Source organism: Tritonibacter sp. SIMBA_163 (assembly GCF_046535935.1).
GTDB classification, from domain to species: Bacteria; Pseudomonadota; Alphaproteobacteria; order Rhodobacterales; family Rhodobacteraceae; genus Epibacterium; species Epibacterium scottomollicae.
Genome location: NZ_JAWJBP010000006.1, coordinates 32,991 through 51,050, shown reverse-complemented (window position 1 = coordinate 51,050; position 18,060 = coordinate 32,991). Strand labels below are relative to the sequence as shown.

At 62.3% G+C, this 18,060-nt stretch carries 15 protein-coding genes; 9 read left to right on the top strand and 6 right to left on the bottom strand.

Features of this window, described 5'->3' with window-relative positions; translation table 11 throughout:
• Nucleotides 1-59: 59 nt before the first annotated feature.
• Entirely contained in the window at nucleotides 60-773 is a 714-nt protein-coding gene (locus tag R0J92_RS11610) for a glutathione S-transferase family protein (RefSeq protein WP_411051792.1), read from the top strand.
• Between the two features lie 192 nt (nucleotides 774-965).
• Here R0J92_RS11610 and rnr read toward each other — a convergent pair whose 3' ends face one another.
• The 3 genes from rnr to dapE form a co-directional block, all read right to left on the bottom strand.
• Nucleotides 966-3,254, bottom strand: a complete 2,289-nt coding sequence (gene rnr / locus R0J92_RS11605; RefSeq protein WP_411051791.1) for a ribonuclease R — start codon at nucleotides 3,252-3,254, stop codon at nucleotides 966-968.
• A gap of 446 nt (nucleotides 3,255-3,700) precedes the next feature.
• On the bottom strand, nucleotides 3,701-4,123 hold the full coding sequence (locus R0J92_RS11600; RefSeq protein ID WP_106162392.1) for a GNAT family N-acetyltransferase: 423 nt from the start codon (nucleotides 4,121-4,123) through the stop codon (nucleotides 3,701-3,703).
• Nucleotides 4,120-5,265 (bottom strand): succinyl-diaminopimelate desuccinylase, encoded by a 1,146-nt coding sequence (dapE, locus tag R0J92_RS11595; RefSeq protein WP_411051790.1) that lies wholly within the window; start codon nucleotides 5,263-5,265, stop codon nucleotides 4,120-4,122. The genes R0J92_RS11600 and dapE overlap by 4 nt, the downstream gene beginning before the upstream one ends.
• Before the next feature lie 463 nt (nucleotides 5,266-5,728).
• On the opposite strand from dapE, the gene R0J92_RS11590 reads away from it, so the two are divergent.
• The gene (locus R0J92_RS11590; protein ID WP_411051789.1) at nucleotides 5,729-6,826 is read left to right on the top strand and encodes a Hint domain-containing protein; all 1,098 of its coding nucleotides are present in this window, start codon (nucleotides 5,729-5,731) and stop codon (nucleotides 6,824-6,826) included.
• 70 nt (nucleotides 6,827-6,896) lie between these two features.
• Nucleotides 6,897-7,964 (top strand): transporter substrate-binding domain-containing protein, encoded by a 1,068-nt coding sequence (locus tag R0J92_RS11585; protein ID WP_106162390.1) that lies wholly within the window; start codon nucleotides 6,897-6,899, stop codon nucleotides 7,962-7,964.
• Nucleotides 7,965-7,983: 19 nt separating this feature from the next.
• On the opposite strand, the gene R0J92_RS11580 is transcribed toward R0J92_RS11585, so the two are convergent.
• A complete protein-coding gene (locus R0J92_RS11580) occupies nucleotides 7,984-8,349 on the bottom strand; it encodes a hypothetical protein (protein ID WP_106162389.1) in 366 nt (121 codons plus the stop codon).
• A gap of 162 nt (nucleotides 8,350-8,511) precedes the next feature.
• Here R0J92_RS11580 and R0J92_RS11575 point away from each other — a divergent pair, with 162 nt between their 5' ends.
• The gene (locus R0J92_RS11575; protein ID WP_106162388.1) at nucleotides 8,512-10,092 is read left to right on the top strand and encodes a choice-of-anchor L domain-containing protein; all 1,581 of its coding nucleotides are present in this window, start codon (nucleotides 8,512-8,514) and stop codon (nucleotides 10,090-10,092) included.
• Here R0J92_RS11575 and R0J92_RS11570 read toward each other — a convergent pair.
• Nucleotides 10,086-10,787, bottom strand: a complete 702-nt coding sequence (locus R0J92_RS11570; protein ID WP_411051788.1) for a GntR family transcriptional regulator — start codon at nucleotides 10,785-10,787, stop codon at nucleotides 10,086-10,088. The genes R0J92_RS11575 and R0J92_RS11570 overlap by 7 nt on opposite strands.
• 78 nt (nucleotides 10,788-10,865) lie before the next feature.
• Between R0J92_RS11570 and R0J92_RS11565 the strand changes: the two genes are divergently transcribed.
• The gene (locus R0J92_RS11565; RefSeq protein ID WP_411051787.1) at nucleotides 10,866-11,399 is read left to right on the top strand and encodes a HutD family protein; all 534 of its coding nucleotides are present in this window, start codon (nucleotides 10,866-10,868) and stop codon (nucleotides 11,397-11,399) included.
• On the opposite strand, the gene R0J92_RS11560 is transcribed toward R0J92_RS11565, so the two are convergent.
• The gene (locus R0J92_RS11560) at nucleotides 11,374-12,738 is read right to left on the bottom strand and encodes a formimidoylglutamate deiminase (protein WP_411051786.1); all 1,365 of its coding nucleotides are present in this window, start codon (nucleotides 12,736-12,738) and stop codon (nucleotides 11,374-11,376) included. The two genes, R0J92_RS11565 and R0J92_RS11560, sit on opposite strands and share 26 nt — an antisense overlap.
• A gap of 77 nt (nucleotides 12,739-12,815) precedes the next feature.
• Between R0J92_RS11560 and hutI the strand changes: the two genes are divergently transcribed.
• Genes hutI through hutU form a run of 4 tightly spaced genes read left to right on the top strand, consistent with a single transcriptional unit; the run spans nucleotide 12,816 to nucleotide 18,005 of the window.
• Nucleotides 12,816-14,033, top strand: coding sequence for an imidazolonepropionase (gene hutI, locus R0J92_RS11555; RefSeq protein WP_411051785.1), 1,218 nt, complete (start codon nucleotides 12,816-12,818; stop codon nucleotides 14,031-14,033).
• Nucleotides 14,030-15,553, top strand: coding sequence for a histidine ammonia-lyase (gene hutH, locus R0J92_RS11550; protein ID WP_411051784.1), 1,524 nt, complete (start codon nucleotides 14,030-14,032; stop codon nucleotides 15,551-15,553). The genes hutI and hutH overlap by 4 nt, the downstream gene beginning before the upstream one ends.
• The gene (gene hutG / locus R0J92_RS11545) at nucleotides 15,550-16,326 is read left to right on the top strand and encodes an N-formylglutamate deformylase (protein ID WP_411051783.1); all 777 of its coding nucleotides are present in this window, start codon (nucleotides 15,550-15,552) and stop codon (nucleotides 16,324-16,326) included. The genes hutH and hutG overlap by 4 nt, the downstream gene beginning before the upstream one ends.
• Entirely contained in the window at nucleotides 16,323-18,005 is a 1,683-nt protein-coding gene (gene hutU / locus R0J92_RS11540; protein WP_106162381.1) for a urocanate hydratase, read from the top strand. The genes hutG and hutU overlap by 4 nt, the downstream gene beginning before the upstream one ends.
• Nucleotides 18,006-18,060: the final 55 nt, after the last annotated feature.

Genomic DNA, 18,060 nt, shown 5'->3' with positions numbered 1-18,060 from the left:
AATATCTGTCATGAGTGACTTGTAGCACGGTCGCATCACATCCCAAATGGAGAGAGACGATGTTGACCCTACTCACGCACGGTGGAAACGACGAATTTTACAGCTTCAGCATGTTCTGCACCAAAGCGGCGCTGCTGTTGCAGATGTCTGGTGAGACCTGGCAGCGGCAGGACGTGCACGATCCGGCAGAGCTGACCTCGATGCCGCACTCAAAACTGCCTGTGCTGAGCGACGAGACCGGTACATTGATCCCCGACAGCGAAGGCATCCGTCGTTTCCTCGAGCAGCGCGGTGCGGAATTCGATACGGGGCTGAGTGCAGCGCAGAAAGGTCAGTCACGTGTGCTCATTCGAATGGTGGATGAGGGGCTTTGGCTGCAACTCATGTGTGCTCGGTGGCTCGAGGAAGACGGTTGGGCCGGGATGAGGCAGACAGTCTTTGCCGGGGTGCCAGAAGCGCCGGTAAACGAATTTCGCGCAGGGGTTCTTGAAGGGCTGCACTTTGCGGGACATTCCCGGTTTGACAGCTCGGAGCGGTTGGTGCGGTTGTCTCAGGACCTTACGGCGATTGAGGGGCTCCTCGGCGACCAGCGCTTTTTGTTCGGGGACGATATGACCGCTGCCGATTGCTCAGCCGCGCCGATGTTGCAGGCGCTCGCCCGCCCGCCCGCCGCGCCGCAGGTGGTAGATGTTGTTCAGCAACATCCAAGACTGCTGGCGTATATCTCCCGCGTCATGGACCGCGCCGCGCTGGAATTGCCCCGGGCCGCCTGAGCCCAGGTCGGCGATAGGACCATCCGGGAGCCCTCCCGCGCGTTTCCCTTGCATTGGAGATGCAAGTTCTCCCCTTGGGCCAGGCAGGCCGCGCCAAAGGCGCGGCCTGCCCCCGGGCGCTCCGCGGAGCGGAGTGCAAAATCTCCGGCACTTACTCCTGTGCCAATGGTTGCCAGCCGCTGTTTGCAAGTGTCACTTGCGCTTTCGGGCGACCTTGCGCTTGACCTTGGCGGCCTTGTGTTTCGCCTTCGCGGCCTTGCTGCGGGTCACGGTTCGTCCCGCCGGGCTACGACGGTGACCACCCTTGCCGGGCGCGCCACCGCGTCCCTTAGGCAGTTCCGCATCTTCCAGCGCCAGTAGCTCAAGCTCCAGCCCGCCGGTAACAGGCGCCGCCTGTGTCAGGCGCACGGTCACCCGCTGGCCGATGGTGATAAGCAACCCGGTGTCGGAGCCCATCAAGGTGCCTGCATTCGGGTCGAAGTGGAAATACTCCCGACCGATGGAGCGCACCGGTACCAGCCCGTCGGCACCGGTCTCGTCCAGCTTCACAAAGGCCCCGAAACGGGCGATGCCGGAAATGCGACCGGTGAATTCATTGCCCACCCGCTCTGCCAGATAGGAGGCAAGATAGCGGTCGGTGGTGTCACGTTCCGCCAGCATCGAACGTCGCTCGGTGGTGGAGATATGCGTGGCGGTGTCTTCCAGCCGCTCGACCTCTTCCACCGACAGCCCGTCCTTGCCCCAGCCATGGGCGGTGATCAGCGCGCGATGCACGATCAGGTCGGCGTAACGGCGGATCGGCGAGGTGAAATGCGCGTAGTTTCGCAGCGCCAGACCAAAATGGCCGAAATTCTCTGGGTAGTAGTAGGCCTGCTGCATCGACCGCAGGGTGGAGATGTTGATCAGCTCCGCATCATCGGTTCCGGCGGCGGCGTTCAGCAGTGCGTTCAGATGCCGGGTCTGCAACACCTGCCCCTTGGCAAGGGTCAGACCGGCAGCGCGGGCGGTATCGCGTAGATTGTCGAGCTTGTCCTGACTTGGTTCCTCGTGCACCCGGAACAACAGCGGCTGCTGCTTCTTGATCAGGGTCTCGGCGGCGGCGACATTGGCCAGCACCATGAATTCCTCGATCAGCTTGTGCGCATCCAGCCGGTCGCGGAAATTGACCGAGGCCACCTTGCCGCTGTCGTCCAGCACGATCTTGCGCTCCGGCAGGTCGAGCTCCAGCGGTTGGCGGGTGCCGCGGGCGGACTTCAGGGCCTCATAGGCGGCATAGAGCGGTTTGATGACCTCCTCGAGGAAGGGCTCGGTGCGTTTGGTGACACGGCCCTCCATGGCGTCCTGCACCTCGCCATAGTGTAGCGAGGCCTGGGACTTCATCAGTCCGCGCACAAAGCGATGGGCGATCTTGTTGCCCTCGGTGTCGATCTGCATTCGTACAGCCAGGCAGGGGCGCGGCACGCCTTCATGCAGCGAACACAGATCGCCCGACAGCCGATCCGGCAGCATGGGCACCATCCGGTCTGGGAAGTAGCTGGAGTTGCCGCGTTTGCGTGCTTCGCGGTCCAGCGCAGATCCGGGTGTTACATAGGCCGCGACATCGGCGATGGCGACCCAGATCACATGGCCGCCCGGGTTCTTGGGATCTTCGTCTGGATGGGCGAAACAGGCATCGTCGTGGTCGCGAGCATCTGCCGGGTCAATGGTGATCAGCGGCAGGTCACGCAGATCTTCGCGGCCCTTGAGGCCCATTGGCTTGGCGCTGTCGGCCTCACCTATGACGGCATCGGGAAAGTGGTCGGGGATACCGTGCTGATGGATCGCGATCAGCGACACCGCCTTGGGGGCGGAGGGATCTCCAAGCCGCTCGACAATGCGGGCCTTCTGCAGCCCCAGACGCGCCTTGGGACCGGCCTGTTCGGCCTCCACCAGCTCGCCGTCCTTCGCGCCGTGGGTATTGGCCTCTGGCACCTGCCAGTCGTTGGAGCTGGCCTTGTCTATGGGCACGATGCGCCCGCCTTCGGAGCCGGCACGGTAGATGCCGAGGATGCGCTTCGGATTGCTTCCGATACGACGGATCAGCCGGGCCTCGTAGTTGTGGTCCTCTTCCTGCACCACGGTGAGGCGGGCCAGAATGCGATCCCCTTCGCCAAGGGCCGGGTCGGAGGCGCGCGGGATCACCATGACGACAGGCTCCACCCCCTCGCCATGCCATTCCAGCGGTTGGGCAAAGAGGTCGCCATTGTCGTCCGGCGCTTTGACCAACAGAACCGTGACCGGCGGCAGGCGATCAGGGTCGGTATAGCTGCGTTTGCGCTTTTCCAGATGGCCCTCGGCCTCAAGCTCCTTCAGGACGCGCTTGAGGTCGATCCGCTCAGCACCCTTGATGCCAAAAGCCTTGGCAATGTCACGTTTGGAGGTTTGGGTCGGGTGGGCGGAGATCCATTCGAGAATCTCGGCCTTTGTGGGTATACGCGCCATATCGTTGCCGTAGCACGGCGCGCAGGCGACGTCATGCTGAAAAGAGGTGTGGCGCCAAGGTCGGGCGCGCTCCCGCCCGTCGGGTCTGCATCACAGACGCAGCCCCTCCCGTTGGGCCGGGCGCCGCACCTTTGGTGCGGCGTAAGGATCGCGCCATTGAGGTCTTGCAAAAAGACCGGACCGACGAGGACGCAGTGGCCGCGGTTTTCGGCCCGGCAGCGCGCCGCAGGCGCGCTGCCGGGCCGAACGGGCAGGTTTGCATTTTCAAAGCAAATCGGACGGGCGGGAGCGCTCCCGCGGTGGTCTGGAGTAGTCGATCAGCAGTCACGTCCACGTTCTTCCGCAAGCGAAACCAATAATTAGGAACGCCGCCAGGTATTGTGGGCGTTGTCAGACGCGCGCACCGCCAGCTCGGCCCCTGTCGCTCACCGCCGCAAGCGTTTGACCTACAGAGGTTTCATCATGTCGCGGTGGTCGATACCAGCGTCGAGGTAGATCGGGCCAAAAGCCTCGAACCCAAGTTTTTCATAAAACCCCAGCGCGTGGATCTGCGCGCCCAGCTTGGCTTTGGTGACACCGTCGTGCTTGCTCGCTTCGGCCACGCAGGCTTCGATCAGCTTTGCCCCGAGACCTGTTCCGCGCCCCGGTTTCACCACGCAAACGCGACCGATCTTGGCGACATCATCCTGAAAAACAACCCGGGCCGTGCCAACGGGCGTACCATCCAGTGTTGCCAAAATATGGGTCGCGGTATCGTCAAGCGCATCGCGCTCTTCTTCCACTGGCACGCCTTGTTCATCCACAAAGACCTCGAAGCGCAGCGTCAGGCAGGCGTCGAGGTCGTCGGTCACGGAGATGAGCAGGCTCATGCGAAATAATCCGATAGAATACGGGTGTAGATGGACTTCAGCTGGTGGATTTGCGCAATGTCGACGCATTCATCAACTTGATGCATGGTCTTGCCCACAAGGCCGAATTCCACCACCGGGCAATGCGATTTGACAAACCGGGCATCGGACGTGCCGCCTGTGGTGGACAGCTCTGGCACTTGATTGGTCTCGGTTTGAACTGCCTTTGAGACCAACGCCGATAGGTCACCGGGAGGCGTGATAAAGCTTTCACCGGAAATCTGTACTTTCATGTCGATCTTCAGGCCAAAGTCCTCCGCCACCCTGTCCGCCTCGGTCTGCAACCACTTGGTCAGCGATGCGCCGGAGTGCAGCTCGTTGAAGCGGATGTTGACGGCGGCGCGGGCTTGCGCCGGGATCACATTGGTGGCCGGGTTGCCAGTGTCTATGGTTACAATCGCCAGCGTGGAGGCATCGAAATGCTCGGAGCCTTCATCCAAAGTGTGACTGCCAAGGTGATCCATCAACCGCGCCATGCCGTTTAGCGGATTGTTTGCGCGGTGCGGATAGGCTGAATGCCCCTGCACGCCGGTCACGGTGAACCAGGCGGTCATCGAGCCACGGCGGCCGATCTTGATCATCTCGCCCATGTGGTTGGGGCAGGTGGGTTCGCCCACAAGGCAGACGGACATCTGCTCTCCTGCCTGCTCCATGTAGTCCAGAAGCGCGGTGGTGCCGTCCACGGCATCACCTTCCTCGTCGCCGGTGATCGTCAGCACAATGGACCCGTCAGGAGGGGTGTCGCGGACGAAGTCGATGGCGGCTGCAGCAAAGGCTGCAACGCCCGATTTCATGTCGGTGGCCCCGCGCCCGTACATCACGCCGTCAATGATTTCCGCAGCGAAGGGGTCATGGGTCCAGGCGGCCTCGTCGCCGATGGGTACAACATCCGTATGCCCATTGAACCCAAAGGTCCTAGCATGCGCCTTGTCGCCCCAGCGGGCAAACAGATTGGAGACCTCTCCGCGATCAACGCGCGTGCAGGAGAAGCCCGCTTCGGTAAGAATACGCTCCAGTAGCGTCAGCGCGCCGCCCTCTTGGGGTGTGACCGAAGGGCACCGGATCAGATCGGCTGTCAGCTGAACGGGGTCTGTGGCGGTCATGCGGAGGTCTCCTGAGTTGTCCGGGCACCGACCTAGCGCGAATTGGCGGTCTCGTGCAATCGGCAGCATCGTCTGTGGCGCAAATGCTCGTGCTGGCGGGGTCGCGACAATCATGGCCCTGACAGGTGATAAGGCACGTGCTAGGATGGAGAGAATAACAGACCGAAGCATGGAATGGGGCGGCGACAAGATCGCCCGCATGCGCGACGAGCAGGTCAAGCATATCACTGAATAGACGCCCTGCCGGAGACTACGGTTCTTCGGGCATGCGTGACACATGTGCCTTTTTCTGCGCCGTGCATGGCCCCTGACCGGGAACGTCGGGACTGAAACTGAGGGACGCCCCGGGCATCAAAAGGCCGATCAACGTGCCGCCCGGGGCACGACATATACGCGCGGCGAGGTGCAGGATGACGGGCAACAGGTACAGGACAGAGTGCTCCGGCGTTGTGGAGGCTGGTTCATGACGTGGCTGGGGCTCTGGCACCTTGATGCGCAGTATTTCGACCCGGCCGGGCTGACGCCGGAGGGAGAAAACAGCTGCCTTTTGCTGCGGGAAGCCAATGCGTTGCTGGCGCGCGGCGCGTTGGTGTTGGAAGTCGCCATGCCGGTGCTGCACAAGCCAGAGCCATTGATCCTTTTTGAGCGCGGCGGTGACTGGCCGCTGCGCTTTGCACTGTCGGCGGTGCCCGGTGGCGGGATCAACCTCGTTCTGGAGCAATATGGCACGGTCCTGCACAAGACGGTGAATCCAACCACAAAGGGCCGTGCGGATCGTGTGCGCCTGACATACAGCTGGGATGCACCAGCCTTTCGCGGGCAGTTGGCACTGGAATGGCCGGAGGGCGGGCGGGCCGAAATCGCACAGATCGAAGGGCCACGGCCCTGGCGGTTGGAAGATTTGCAGGCGCTGCTAAGCGGTGTGCCACAATGCTATGTTGCGCCTGGGGTCGATTATATCGCGCTATCCGGCAATCTGGAGCCGGTCGGCCCGATGCCCGGACTTGCGCCGGATACGCCTGTTGAAACGGAAGCGGGGCTGCGAAGGATCGGAGACCTGCGGCGCGGAGATTTGCTGCGCTGTGCCAGTGGTGAGCTGGTGCCCGTGCTGCATGTGGCAACACGGCAGGTGCCGGCACTGGGTGCCTTTCACCCGGTGCGTCTGCGTGCGCCTTATTTTGGTCTGACACAGGATATCGTCGTTGCCCCCTATCAGCGCATGGTGCTGACGGGATCGGAGGTCGAGTATCTTTTTGGATGCGAGGCGGTACTGGCCCCCGCGGAGATGTTGGCTGGCACGCGTACCGCTCATCGAGAGCTGCGCCAGAAACCACTGACGACCTACACCCAGGTGATCCTTCCGGGACATGAGGTGCCAGTGGCCGCAGGTCTCGGTGTTGAGAGCCTGTTTCTGGGGCGGCTCAGGCGGGACCGTCAGGCCTTGGCCGCGAGCCTCTTTTCCGATGTGGATCGCAACAGCCTGCCAGAACATGCCCAGCCCCGATATCCGGTCGTGCGCGCCTTTGATGCAGCAATTCTCGCGGAACATCGTACAGCCTGAGCGGAAGGGCTTGAAAAATACTATTCCTCCCCTCTAAGGCAGATCCGATGCTGCATGCGAGACTGACGCCATGACCCTGCGTTCCCTTTGGTTCTGCCTGTTTACATTCCTGATGAGCCTGCCTGCCATGCCGCTACGCGCGCAGGAGCAGGTGGTGGTCAATACGGTGACCCGCCCGCCCTTTTCGATGCCACTGGGCGGTCAGGAGGTTGGGTTCACCATGGATCTGATGCGCGAGGTGTCGCGCCGTCTGAATTGGGACATGCGCGTCAAACGCGTCGAGAGCTTTGAGCAGATGCTGGAGGAAGTGGAGCGCGGCGAGGCGGATATGGCGGCGGCCAACGTCTCCATAACGGCAGGGCGCGAAGCGGTGATGGATTTCAGCCAGCCGATCTTTGAGAGCGGGCTGCAGATCATGCTGCATGAGGACGATGTCTCGGAGCCGAGCCTGATGGCGGCGCTGCTGTCCTGGGACCTTTTCGCAGCAATCGGCATCGCCTTTGTGCTGCTTTTGGTCGGTGGCATGCTGATGTGGCTGTTCGAGCGCCGCGCACAACCCTATTTCGACCGCCCACTGAAGGACGCCTGGTTCCCCTCTTTTTGGTGGGCTTTGAACCTGGTGGTGAACGGCGGATTTGAGGAACGTGTGCCACGCAGCTTCCTAGGGCGAATTTTTGGCGTCCTCCTGGTGTTGTCCTCGCTCTTTGTCGTGTCGGTCTTCGTGGCGAAGATCACCGCTGCCATGACGGTGGATGCGATCAACGGATCGGTCAATTCCGTCAATGACCTCTATGGCAAACGGGTGGGCACGATTCAGGGATCCACCGCCGCCGGCTTTCTGGATCGGCGCGAGATCGACTATGTCGCCTTTCCGGGGCTCGACAAGATGCTGAAGGATTTCGAGGACGGCGACACGCGAATCGTGGTCTTCGACGCACCGGTGCTCAACCACTATGTGCGTACCGAGGGGGCCGGGATCGGGCACGTGATGGGCCGCACGTTCCTGACGGAATATTACGGCATCATCTTTCCACAGGGCTCGGAGAAGGTGGAGCCGACCAACCAAGTGCTGCTGCAGATGCAGGAAGACGGAACCTATGAAACCATCTATCGAAAATGGTTTGGGCGCAGGTCCTGATCTGCGCCAACAAGAGCGATCAGTGCAGCGCGCTGCCGTCTTCTGAGCTGTTCAGCTCGTCGCCGAAAAATGGCGTCACCTGAGCAACGATCACTGCGTTCTCATCCAGCGCACGCTGCATCAACTCGCGTTCTTCGTCTGGAATTTCATGGCCTTCTGCCTCACGCTCGGCAATGGTGCCGTAGCCTGTGACGTCGAGTGGTGCAGTGTCGGCCTGTTTGAGAATTGCGACAGTCTCGCGCACCGCTTCGGCTTCGTCGACGCCGGACGCATAAATCATGAGCGCAGCGCCGGTTGCACCCGCAGGCAGGCCGTCGCCATCCTTGCGACCGATTTGAACAAGCAAGGTATAGACCTGCTGACGAGAGGGCTTCTTTTGTGTCATGGGCCTGCATTAGACGGGTGCGGCAGGGAAGGTCAAACCAATTTGCTTGCCGGCTGATCCAAAGGTCGCCACAGTTTTGCCAACTTCCTCGGGCAGAGGATCGCTACGCGAGATTACTGCGCATCATGGGGATGTATTCGCAATACTGTGGGTGACAATGCTATGGCGACTGCTCAGGAACTGCCAATCGACACGGGTGCAACGGCTGACGAGATGGCCCAAGCCATGTTCGGCAATGGCATTGTCGTTGAATCGGCCAGCTATACGGGCGCCAGCGGGGCGTCGGGTATCTACAGCGATGGTGACGCGGTTGCGCCCAATGTGACGCCCTCCGACAGTGGTGTGATCCTGTCCACCGGCAACGCTCGCGACTTTACCAACAGTTCCGGCTCCACAAACACCAATACCAGCGCCGGCACGTCGACGAGCCACGGTACAGCCGGTGATTCCGACTTGGACGAGATCGCCGGAGCCACGACCTATGACGCGGCGGTGTTCGAGGCAGAATTTGTGCCGGAAGGTTCCACTCTGACGATGCAGTTCGTGTTTTCGTCCGAGGAGTACCTCGAATACGTGAACTCCGGTTTTAACGATGCGGTGTCGGTCTGGGTCAACGGGGTCGAGGCGCAGTTGGTGGTGGGGGATGGAAATATCACCATCAACAACATCAACGATTCTTCCAATCAGGATCTGTACGTTGACAACCCTGCAGGGACGGATCCCTTCAACACCGAGATGGATGGCTTTACCATCACGCTGAAGCTGACCGCGCCGGTAAACCCTGGCGAGACCAACGACATCAAGATTGCGATCGCGGATGGCGGTGACTCAAGCTACGATTCCAACCTCCTGATCGCTGGGGACTCGGTCCAGACAGCGCTGGTGGCGGGCGATGACGAGGTCGAGGTGCAGGAAGGGGATACGGTCAACGTAGATGTTCTGGCCAATGACGATCAGAGCAATGGCGCGCAACTGACCATCACCCACATCAACAACCAGCCCGTTACGGCTGGCAGTTCCGTCACCTTGGCCAATGGCGAGATTGTCACGCTCAACGCGGACGGGACATTCGACATCTCCGGCCAGGATGATGTGGACGATGATGAAACGACCACCTTCACTTATACGATCGAAGATGACGAAGGGAATTCCGACGTCGGGTTCGTCAATGTCACCACAACGCCCTGTTTCGTGGCGGGCACTCTGATCGAAACAGACCAAGGCCCGGTCCCTGTCGAAGATCTGACGGTGGGGATGAGGGTTCTCACCCGCGATCATGGCGGACAGTCCATTCGCTGGATCGGGCGTAGCACCCGTGTTGCAGAAGGCGTGCAGGCCCCGGTGCGCTTTGCGGCCAATGCGCTTGGAGAACATGACGAAATAGAACTTTCGCCCAGCCATCGTGTGCTGGTGCAGTCGGCCACCGCCGAGGTCTTGTTTGGGCAGGATGAAGTTCTGGTCCCTGCGCATCACCTGGTGAACGACACCTCCATTCGCCGCCGTGTGGACGGACAACCGGTCACGTATTTCCATGTTCTGTTTGATCGTCACGAAGTCATTCGTGGCAATGGTTTGGAAAGCGAGAGCTATCATCCCGGTGCGGCCAGCCTTGATGGGCTGGATGCCGAAACCCGCGCCGAGTTCTTTGCTCTGATGGGCGACAGCTGGCGGAGCTACAAAAGCATGTCGCGCCCAACGCTCAGGTCTTTTGAAACCAAGGCGCTGATTGGCAAGGCTCAATAGCGACTGCGCATGCGATAACCCGGGTGGAAGGTCATCCGGGCAAAGGTCACCGGCTCCTCCTGAAACCACGTTGATCGTTCCATCTGAAACAGTGCCGCACCGGGTGCGCAGGCCAGATACTCTGCCAGCGCCGCATCCGCAGATGTCGCACCAAAACTCACCTCGGCATTGGAAAACGGCACCGCTGCCAGAAGCCATTCCCCCGGGGGCGTTTCGGCGTAATCGGCCTCGGCGCTGTCAGGGACAGCCGCAATGTTGATCCAGCGATCCTCGAAATGGAAGGGCTGACCATCGGCGTAATGCATGCCTTCCAGGTGTAGCACCTCGGTCCCAGCCGCCAGTTGCATCTGCGAAATGAGCCAGCCGGGTGCGACGCGCATCTCGCGCGATACCAAGGCAAAGCGGTAGGTGGCGTTGCGTTCCTCTACCAGCCTGCGAGAGGTTGCGATCTCCAGCTTGGCCTGCTTCACTGGCAATGTTGCAACCCGAGTGCCGCTCTTGCGTTTGCGATCGATCACGCCACGATCAGCCAGTTCGCGCAGGGCGCGATTCACGGTGGCGCGGGCGCAGCCGAATTCTTCTGCCAGTTCCGCTTCCGTCGGCAGCAGGGCGCCTTGCGGCCAGACGCGCGCCTCGATCCGCCGCATGACCTCGTCACGCACGTCCTGAAAGCTGATTTTCTTCTGCTGTGGCACCTCAGGGCTCCGCTTGAATAATAACTCTGGCTTATGTTCAATATGTCTGCATTAAACTGCGATTGTAAAGGAGAGCTCATGCGCTTTGATGCAACAACAGCGGAGCCCGTGCCGTGGAAGAACGGTGGCGGTACAACGCGGGAGCTTGCGCTGCAAGAACGGGCGGGCAAGCTGCTGTGGCGGTTGAGCCTTGCGGACATCACGCGGAACGGACCGTTTTCAGCCTTTCCGGGGGTGCAGAGAATCCACACCATCGTGGAGGGGCGCGGGCTCGACCTTCGCGGTGCGGATGAGGTGTTGCAGGCCAGACCGCTGAAACCGCTGCGTTTCGACGGTGGAATACCATTGGACGCGACGCTCATTGGCGGTCCCTGCCGGGCCTTCAATGTGATCTACGATCCTGCGCAAGTTCAGGCTGATATGGTGGTGTTTGCAGAGAGCATCAGAGCGGCGGCCGGGGATATCCTCTATGCGATCACTTCCGATTTGACGCTGTCTGACGGTACCATCCTGACCGAGGGGCAGGGCATGCGCTGTCCGGTCGCCACCGAAGCGGCGACCGTAGGTTCAGCGGTGCGGCTTTGGTTTACATCGCTGCCAGAAGATCGCTGATCGCGGTGCGGTAATGCGCCAAAATGGCGTCGCGGGCGATGTGGCGCCCACCCTGTACCATATGGCGCCCGGCGGCCCAGACATCGGTGACGCTCCGGTCGTCGGCGGCAAAACACAGGCCGTCAAGGATTTGCCCATCTGGCAGGCCGAACAGTGCCGGATGATTGCGATCAATGGCCACCAGATCCGCCAGCGCGCCGACCTCCAGCCGTCCGGCGTCCCGTCCCAGCGCCTGCGCACCGCCCATGGCCGCGCCGCGGTAAAGCGTGTCGCCAACAGAGCCTTCGCCGGGCACCAGTACATTGCGGGCGAGATCCCGCAGTCGCTGGGAATATTCTAGCGTGCGCAGCTCCTCGACCAGTGAAATTCGCACATTAGAGTCTGATCCGACCCCAAAGCGCCCGCCCTCTGCCAGATACTGCGGCCCATTGAAGGGGCCGTCGCCAAGGTTTGCTTCGGTCACCGGACACAGGCCGGCCACCGCGCCGCTGCGGGCCATGTCGCGTGTCTCGTCCTTGGTCATATGGGTGGCATGGATCAGGCACCACTGATCGTTGACCGGGGCGTTGTCCAGGAGCCATTCGACAGGCCGCGCGCCAAGCCAAGTTTTGATCTCGGCCACTTCGCGCGGCTGCTCAGCGATGTGGATGTGGATCGGGTTGCCCTCGGCCACCGCCAGAACGGAGGCGAGGTCTTCGGGGCAGGTGGCGCGCAGGGAATGCGGCGCGATACCGACCCGCGTGTCGGACGGTAGCTCTTGCGCCGCGCCGCGGGCCTCGGTGACAAGCCGCGCGAACTGCTCCACGTCATTGCCAAACCGCTGCTGACCGCCAGCCAGCGCCTGCCGCTCGGCACCGCCATAGGAATAGAGCACCGGCAGATGGGTCAGGCCGATGCCGGTCTGTGAGGCGCCCGCCATCACCCGCTGGCTGAGTTCGGCGAGTGTGTCATAGGCGCCGCCTCCGGGTTGGTGGTGGACGTAGTGGAATTCTCCCACTGAGGCATAGCCGGCCTCAAGCATCTCCATGAAGGTGAGCGCCGCAATGGCCTCGTAGTGCTCTGGCGTCAGGTGGTCGAGGAAGCGGTACATCAGCTCGCGCCAAGTCCAGAAGCTATCCTGACCGCCTGCGCGATATTCGGTCCGCCCGGCCATGGCGCGCTGAAAGCTGTGCGAGTGCAGATTTGCCAACGCCGGCAGTACGACGTCCACGCGGGTATCGCGGGGTTGTGGCGCGGCTCCGACGTCGATCCGCTGAAGGCGGCCGCCGTCGATGGTCAGACGAACATCACTAGCCCAACCCTCGGGCAAACAGGCGGTGGCGGCAAAAATTGTCTGCATCTGACCCTCTTATGTATAGACATAATGAGAATATGCGCATACCGTCTAAGGAGCAAGTGAATTCTAAGGGGGGCGATATGCGCGACAGATACGTGCTGACCGGGGCGAAGCTGGCCACGATGGAGCCAGGGGCGCCTTATGGGTTGATCGAGGACGGGGCGATGGCCGTTCAGGGCGACAGGATCGCATGGTGTGGGCCGGCGGATGCGCTGCCTGACTCCTATTCCGAATGGGCCGCTGAGGATCTTGGCGGTCGGCTGGTGACGCCGGGGCTGATTGATTGCCACACCCATATCGTCTTTGGCGGCGACCGCGCGGGCGAGTTCGAAATGCGGTTGAACGGCGCCTCTTACGAGGAAGTCGCCCGCGCTGGGGGCGGTATCGTCTCTACCGTGACGGCAACGCGGGCGGCGGATCTGCATGCATTGGTGGCGGGTGCACTGCCGCGCCTGGATACACTGATCGCCGAAGGGGTGACCTCGATCGAAGTGAAATCCGGCTACGGGCTCGACCGTGAAACCGAACTGACCATGCTGCGTGCGGCGCGTCGATTGGGCGAGCTGCGGGATGTGACGGTGAAGACCACTTTCCTCGGCGCCCATGCCGTGCCGGCGGACTATGCGAATCGCGCCGATGCCTATCTCGACGAGGTCTGCCTGCCGACGCTACGCGCCGCCCATGCCGAAGGGCTGGTTGATGCGGTAGATGGATTTTGCGAGGGGATCGCCTTTTCCGCCGAACAAATCGCACGTGTGTTCGATCTGGCGGCAGAACTGGGCCTGCCGGTGAAGCTGCACGCCGAACAGCTGTCGCATCAGGGCGGCACCAAATTGGCCGCCGAACGCGGCGCGCTGTCGGTGGATCACGTGGAGTACGCCACCGAAGACGACGCCCGCGCCATGGCGGCGGCGGGCTCCGTTGCGGTGCTGCTGCCCGGCGCTTTCTACACCATCCGAGAGACGCAACTGCCGCCGATGGAGCATTTCCGTGCCCATGGCGTGCCGATGGCGCTGGCGACGGATTGCAACCCCGGCTCCTCACCGCTGAGCTCGCTTCTGCTGACGCTCAACATGGGCTGCACCCTGTTTCGTCTGACGCCCGAAGAGGCGCTGGCGGGTGTGACCTGCAACGCAGCCCGCGCGCTGGGCCTGTCGGACCGGGGCCGCATCGCCTCTGGCCTGCGCGCCGATCTGGCGATCTGGGATGTAACCCGCCCGGCAGAGCTGGCTTACCGCATTGGCTTCAACCCGCTTCACGCCCGCGTATCGGGCGGCAAACTGGAGACCCGCACATGATCGAGATGATCCCCGGCACAGTCACCCTCGCTACGCTGGAAGAAATCTGGCGCAAGGGCACCCCCGCCCGTCTGGACCGCTCCGCCCGCGAGGGCGTCGAGGCGGCTGCCGCCATGGTGGCCGAGGCCGCCGCGGGCGAGGCGCCGGTCTATGGTATCAACACCGGATTTGGCAAACTGGCCTCGACCAAGATCGCCGCCGGAGACACCGAGACGCTGCAACGCAACCTGATCCTCAGCCATTCCTGCGGGGTGGGTGAACCGCTTGCGGAAGACAAGGTTCGGCTGATGATGGCGCTGAAGCTGCTGTCGCTGGGTCGAGGTGCCTCCGGTGTGCGCTGGCTGGTGATCGAACAGATCGAGGAGATGCTGGCGCGCGGCGTCACCCCCTTGGTGCCCTCGCAGGGCTCTGTTGGGGCGTCGGGCGATCTGGCCCCGCTGGCACATATGACCGCGGCGATGATCGGCGAGGGCGAGGCGACCTATGAAGGTGCGCGTCTGACCGGAGCCGAGGCGCTGAAACGCGCCGGGCTTGAGCCGATCGTGCTGGGCCCGAAGGAAGGCCTCGGCCTGATCAATGGCACGCAGTTTTCCACGGCTTGTGCCTTGGCGGGACTGTTCCAGGCGCTGGAGCTGGCGCGTGCCTCGATGGCGATTGCCTCGCTCACCACGGATGCGATCATGGGCTCCACCGCGCCGCTGGTGGCGGACATCCACACCCTGCGCGGTCATGCTGGTCAGATCGACGTGGCGGCCCAGATGCGCGACATCATGCAGGGGTCGGAGATCCGCGAAAGCCACCGCGAGGGCGACACCCGCGTCCAAGACCCCTACTGCATCCGCTGCCAGCCGCAGGTTGTGGGCGCGGCGCTGGATGTCCTGCGCATGGCTGCCCGCACGCTGGAGGTCGAGGCCAACGCGGTGACCGACAATCCGCTGGTGCTGGTCGAACAGGGACTGATCGTTTCAGGCGGCAACTTCCACGCCGAATACGTGGGCTTTGCTGCCGATCAGATCGCCCTCGCGGTGGCCGAAATCGGCGCGATCGCGCAGCGCCGGGTGGCGCTTATGGTCGACCCGACCCTCAGCCACGACCTGCCGCCGTTCCTGACACCGAACCCGGGACTGAACTCCGGTTTCATGATCGCCGAGGTGACGACAGCTGCGCTGATGAGCGAGAACAAGCATCTGGCCAATCCCTGCGTGACCGATTCCACGCCGACCTCCGCCAATCAGGAAGATCACGTCTCGATGGCCGCCCATGGCGCGCTGCGTCTGGCGAAGATGACCGCGAATCTCTCGGTCATTCTGGGGGTGGAGATGCTCTGCGCGGCGCAAGGCGTCGAGGCGCGCGCACCGCTGAAAACCTCTCATAGGCTGCAGGATCTGCTCGCAATGCTGCGCAGCGAGATCCCCAGCCTGGGCGATGACCGCTACCTCGCGCCGGAAATCGAAGGGGCCAGCGCTATGGTGCGCGCGGGACGCGTGGGTGATGCCGCAGGCGTGGAGGTCGCGGTATGATCGAGGTTTCTCAAGGCACCTCTCCGTTGGTCCTTGGTCTGCCACATACTGGCACCGAAGTGCCTGAGGATATCAGCGCAAATCTGAACGCGCAGGGCCTGGGGTTGGCTGATACCGACTGGCACATCCATGATCTCTATGCCGGGCTGGCGGACGGGGTGACCACCGTGCGCACACCGATCCATCGCTATGTGATCGATGTGAACCGCGACCCCTCTGGCGTCAGTCTCTATCCCGGGCAAAACACCACCACGTTGGTGCCGCTGACGGATTTTGACGGCAACCCGATCTGGGAGCATGAACCGGACGCGGCAGAAATCACCCGTCGCCGAGACAGATATCACGCGCCCTATCACGCTGCACTGACGGCAGAGATGGAGCGTGTCAAAGCACTCCACGGTTTTGCCATCCTCTATGACTGCCACTCGATCCGGGGTGACATTCCGTTCCTGTTCGATGGCCGCCTGCCGGATTTCAACGTCGGCACCAACCTCGGCACCACCTGTACCCGCGATCTGGAGGTGATGGTTTTCAATCACTGCGAGCAGGCCGAGGGCTATACGTCGGTGCTGAACGGTCGCTTCAAGGGCGGCTGGACCACGCGCCACTATGGCCGCCCGAACGAAGGCTGGCACGCGATCCAGATGGAGCTGGCGCAGGCCACCTACTGCGACGAGACGCCGCCCTGGCGTTACGATCCAGCGCGTGCTGACCGGATGCGCGCGCATCTTTCCCGAATTTTGACTGACCTGATCCAATGGAGGCCCGCATGAGCGATCCGCGCAAGAACACCCGTGACATCTACCCCGCCACGGGCACCGAACTGACCGCAAAGTCCTGGATGACCGAGGCACCTTTGCGGATGATGATGAACAACCTGCACCCCGATGTGGCAGAAAACCCGCATGAGCTGGTGGTTTACGGCGGCATCGGACGCGCCGCACGGACTTGGAAGGATTTCGACCTGATCGTCGACAGCCTGCGTGATCTGGAAGAAGACCAGACGCTGATGGTGCAATCGGGCAAGCCTGTTGGCGTGTTCCAAACCCACAAGGACGCGCCGCGTGTGCTGATCGCCAACTCCAACCTGGTGCCGCATTGGGCCAATTGGGACCATTTCAACGAGCTCGATAAGAAAGGCCTGATGATGTATGGCCAGATGACCGCAGGGTCCTGGATCTACATCGGTACTCAGGGCATCGTGCAGGGCACCTATGAGACCTTTGCCGAGGCGGGCCGTCAGCATTTTGACGGCGACCTGACTGGCAAATGGATCCTGACCGGCGGCCTCGGCGGCATGGGCGGCGCGCAGCCGCTGGCTGCGGTGTTCGCAGGCGCCTGCTGTCTGGCGGTGGAGTGCAACCCGGACTCGATCGATTTCCGCCTGCGCACCAAGTACCTCGACGAGAAGGCCGAGACTCTGGACGAAGCGCTGGAAATGATCGAGCGCTGGACCAAGGCCGGTGAGGCGAAATCCGTGGGCCTTCTGGGCAATGCCGCGGATGTCTTTGCAGAGCTGGTGGAGCGCGCAAAGGCCGGCGGCACATGCCCTGACATGGTGACCGACCAGACCTCGGCTCATGATCCTGTGAATGGCTACCTGCCGCAGGGCTGGACCATGGCTGAGTGGAAAGAGAAGCGCGAGACCGACAAGAAAGCGGTGGAAAAGGCCGCTCGCGCCAGCATGCGCGTGCAGGTAGAGGCCATGTGTGCCTTCCACGCCATGGGCGTGCCCACAGTGGATTACGGCAACAACATCCGTCAGGTGGCGCTGGATGAGGGGCTGGAGAACGCTTTTGACTTCCCCGGTTTTGTGCCCGCCTACATCCGCCCGCTGTTCTGCCGTGGCATCGGCCCGTTCCGCTGGGTTGCCCTGTCCGGTGACCCGGAGGACATCCGTAAGACCGACGCCAAGATGAAGGAGCTGTTCCCCGAGAACGAAGGCCTGCATCGCTGGCTCGACATGGCGCAGGAACGCATTGCCTTTCAGGGTCTGCCGGCTCGGATCTGCTGGATCGGTCTGGGGGATCGCCACAAGGCGGGGCTTGCGTTCAACGAGATGGTGCGCACGGGCGAGTTGTCGGCGCCGGTTGTGATCGGTCGCGATCACCTCGACAGTGGCTCCGTGGCCTCGCCAAACCGCGAGACAGAGGCGATGATGGACGGTTCCGACGCGGTGTCGGACTGGCCGCTGCTGAACGCGCTGCTGAACACCGCATCCGGTGCCACATGGGTGTCGCTGCACCACGGTGGCGGTGTCGGCATGGGTTTCTCGCAGCACTCCGGCGTGGTGATCTGCTGTGACGGGTCCGAGGATGCGGATCGCCGCATCGGGCGTGTATTGTGGAATGATCCGGCGACGGGCGTGATGCGTCACGCCGATGCGGGATACGACATCGCCAAGGATTGCGCGAAAGAACATGGGCTGGATCTGCCCGGCATTCTCGACTGAGCCAGCTGCAGCGAAAAAATCATGGGGGCTTCTTAAGGAGCCCCCATTTTTGTGC